We start from the raw sequence: 3,061 nt of genomic DNA, 5'->3' as shown, positions 1-3,061 counted from the left end.
GCCGCTCCCGGACGACCGTCGGAGGCGACGGCCGACCGGGAGCGGCCCCTCGTCGGTGCCGGCCCCGCGGCTCAGGCCCCCAGGTCCCGGCGGCGGAAGCCGGCGGCGGCCGCGGCCAGGAGCGCGAGACCCAGCGCGGTGAGGCCCAGCAGCGGAGCAGCCGCCCAGTCCTCGGAGGGCACGAGCGGGGACAGCTGCACCGGGGAGAGGTTCGTCGCCGCCTCGGGCAGGTCGAGCAGCAGGCCGAACCACGCGACGAAGACCACGTAGGCGACCACGGCCCAGCTCAGTGCGGCGAGCCGCGGGACGAGTCCCACCAGTGCGGCGGCGATCCCGGCCACCACGAGCACGGCCGGGAAGTAGGCCAGAGCCGCCAGGGCGAGCTCCCCGGTCCAGCGCAGCTCCCCGGTGGTGGCGGTGACCCCGGCGCCGAGCGCCGCCCCGGCCAGCAGCAGGGCCAGGAGGGCCTCCACGACCACGACGCCGAGCCAGCCGAGCACCCAGCGCACCCGGTCGAGCCCCGCCGAGAGGAGGAGCGCCGTGCGCCCGGACTCCTCCTCCGCGCGCAGCCGCAGCACGCCCGAGACGGCGAACGCCACGACCCCGAGCGCGAGGTAGGACAGGGTCGCGGCGGCGAACGACTCGGTGAGGGCGTCGAGGTCCATCACGAGCCACTCGGTGATGGACGGGATGTCCGCGATGCTGTCCTCCAGCGAGTCGGCCAGCGACCCGAAGGCCAGACCGAAGAGCACGAGCCCCGCGGTCCACCCGAGGAACGTCCCGCGCAGCAGCCGCCGCGCCAGGCCGGTCGCGGAGAGCAGGGACGTCCCGGCCGTCGAGGGGCCCGGGCGCGCCCGCCGCAGCCCGGCACCCAGGTCCCGCCGCTGGGCCAGGAGCACGGCCGCCACCAGCAGTACCGCGGTCAGCGCCGCCGAGAGCGCCAGCGGCCACCAGCGCAGATCCACGTAGAGCCGGGTCTGCTGGGCCCACGCGATGGGCGAGAACCAGGACAGCCACGAGCCGGTGGGCTCGAGGACGTCCCCGATGCCGCGCACCAGGAAGGCCGCGCCCAGCACGGCCATCGCCGTCCCGGAGGCGGCCCGGGCGTGCTCGGTGAGCTGGGCCGTCACGGCCGCCACGGCACCGAACACCAGTCCCGTGAGCGCTGTGGCCACGCCCCACGCCACGGCGTCGGCTCCGCCGAGGCCCGCCGCGACGAGCCCCGCGGTGATCCCGGCGCCGACCGCCGCGTCCGCCACGGCGACCGCCCCGAGGGCCGCCGCCGCGGGGGCGAAGCGGCCCACGGGGAGCGCCCGGACCACCTCGAGGCGCCCGGACTCCTCCTCCGCCCTGACGTGCCGGCTCGCGAGCAGGATGCTCATGATCGCGGTGGCCACGAGCACCGACAGGCTCAGCTCGTTGACCGTCATGGCGCCCAGCGTGTAGTCCTCCGCGCCGAAGGCCGGGCCGGTCATCATCACGGCGGACGGGTTGTCCAGCAGGGCGGCCCGGGCCTGGCGGGCCTGCCCGTCCGGGAACGTCTCCTCGAGGGCGAGCACCGTGGCGTAGACCGTGCCGGTGAGCGCGAGCACCCACACGAGGATCCGCACCCGGTCCAGGCGCAGGTTGAGCCGGAACAGGCGGCCGGTCGCGGCCCACGGCTCGGCGGTCCTCATCGCGGCGCCTCTGCGTCCCGGCCCGGGCGGCGTCCGGTCCCGGCCGGGGCGGCGGCCGCGGCGGGGCGCTCGCCGTAGTGGCGCAGGAAGAGCTCCTCGAGCGAGGGCGGCGTGACGGTCAGGTTCTGCACCCCCAGGTCCGCGAGCGCCCGGAGCACCTCGGGGACCCGGGCGTCGTCGACGTCGAAGCTCAGCCTCCCGTCCTCGAGCACGAGGTGGTGCACGCCCGGCAGCCCGCCCAGGCGGCCGGGCGGGGCGGACGTCGTGGCCGTGACGGCGGAGCGGGTCAGGTGCCGCAGCTGGGCCAGGGTGCCGCTCTCCACGTCCCGGCCGGCGCGGATGATGGTCACGGTGTCGCACAGCTTCTCGACCTCCGCCAGGATGTGGCTCGAGAGCAGGACCGTGCTGCCCTGCCGGCTCAGCCGGCGCACCTCGTCCGTGAACACGGCCTCCATGAGCGGGTCCAGCCCGGAGGTCGGCTCGTCCAGCACGTAGAGCTCGGCCTCGGCGCTCAGGGCGGCCACCAGCGCCACCTTCTGCCGGTTGCCCTTCGAGTAGCTGCGGGCCTTCTTCGTGGGGTCGAGCTCGAAGCGCTCGACGAGCTCGTCGCGGCGGCGGCGCCGTCGTCGTCCGCCGCGGATGTCGGTGAGCAGGTCCACGATCTCGCCCCCGGTCAGGTTCGGCCACAGGGTGGTGTCCCCCGGGACGTAGGCGGTGCGGCGGTGGATCTCCACCGCGTCCCGCCAGGGGTCGAGGCCCAGGACCGTGGCCGTCCCCGCGTCCGCCCGGAGCAGGCCCAGCAGCACCCGGATCGCCGTCGACTTCCCCGAGCCGTTGGGCCCCAGGAACCCCGCGACCTGCCCCGGGGCCACGCCGAGGTCGAAGCCGTCCAGGGCCGCGGTGGGGCCGAACCTCTTGACGAGCCCGCGGGCGTCGATCACCGGGGTGTCCATGGGTGCTCCTGACAGGTCGGGGCCGGCGGTACCGTGCTCCCACGCTAGGCACGGGCCCGTCGCGGGACAAGGAACGCGCCGGCCGGCGCACCGGCTGTCACATAGAGCCCCGGTGTCCGCGGTGCTAACGCCCTGGTCAGGAGCCGTGCCAGGCTGGGAGCAGACCGCTCGAGGAAGGGGAGTCCCGTGCTGGAGATCCGCAGCGCCGCCCAGGAGCGGGCCGGGGGCGACGGGTGGCGGGGTGCCGCACGGGTCGTGCCGGGTCGGCGCCCCGCCACGGCGCCGACCGTGCTGACCGGTCTCGGCGCGGCGGTGCTCGCCGTTGCGCTGCTGGCCGGACGGGAGTGGTCGGACGTGCTCCTCGACGCCGGGACCGTCCTGCTCACCGTGGGCGGCGTGGGGCTCCTCCTGGACACCGCGCTGGCGCGGTGG

Annotated in this window: 3 protein-coding genes; 1 reads left to right on the top strand and 2 read right to left on the bottom strand. The window is 76.2% G+C overall.

The genetic code is table 11. From position 1 onward, the window contains the following. Nucleotides 1-71 precede the first annotated feature (71 nt). Together ACFU0Y_RS17720 and ACFU0Y_RS17715 are read right to left on the bottom strand one after the other, a co-directional pair. On the bottom strand, nt 72-1,676 hold the full coding sequence (locus ACFU0Y_RS17720) for an ABC transporter permease (protein ID WP_380216210.1): 1,605 nt from the start codon (nt 1,674-1,676) through the stop codon (nt 72-74). Next, the gene (locus ACFU0Y_RS17715; RefSeq protein WP_380216208.1) at nt 1,673-2,629 is read right to left on the bottom strand and encodes an ATP-binding cassette domain-containing protein; all 957 of its coding nucleotides are present in this window, start codon (nt 2,627-2,629) and stop codon (nt 1,673-1,675) included. The genes ACFU0Y_RS17720 and ACFU0Y_RS17715 overlap by 4 nt, the downstream gene beginning before the upstream one ends. Before the next feature lie 186 nt (nt 2,630-2,815). Here ACFU0Y_RS17715 and ACFU0Y_RS17710 point away from each other — a divergent pair. Then, a partial coding sequence (locus tag ACFU0Y_RS17710) for a hypothetical protein (RefSeq protein ID WP_380216206.1) occupies nt 2,816-3,061 on the top strand: 246 nt, incomplete at its 3' end.

It is taken from the genome of Kocuria sp. NPDC057446, assembly GCF_042802875.1.
Lineage (GTDB): Bacteria > Actinomycetota > Actinomycetes > Actinomycetales > Micrococcaceae > Kocuria.
This window is presented reverse-complemented; position numbering and strand designations above follow the sequence as displayed.

Coding starts and splice junctions, on each gene's coding strand:
- ACFU0Y_RS17715 (WP_380216208.1), bottom strand. CDS start 2,629: ATGGACACCCCGGTGATCGACGCCCGCGGGCTCGTCAAGAGGTTCGGC.
- ACFU0Y_RS17720 (WP_380216210.1), bottom strand. CDS start 1,676: ATGAGGACCGCCGAGCCGTGGGCCGCGACCGGCCGCCTGTTCCGGCTC.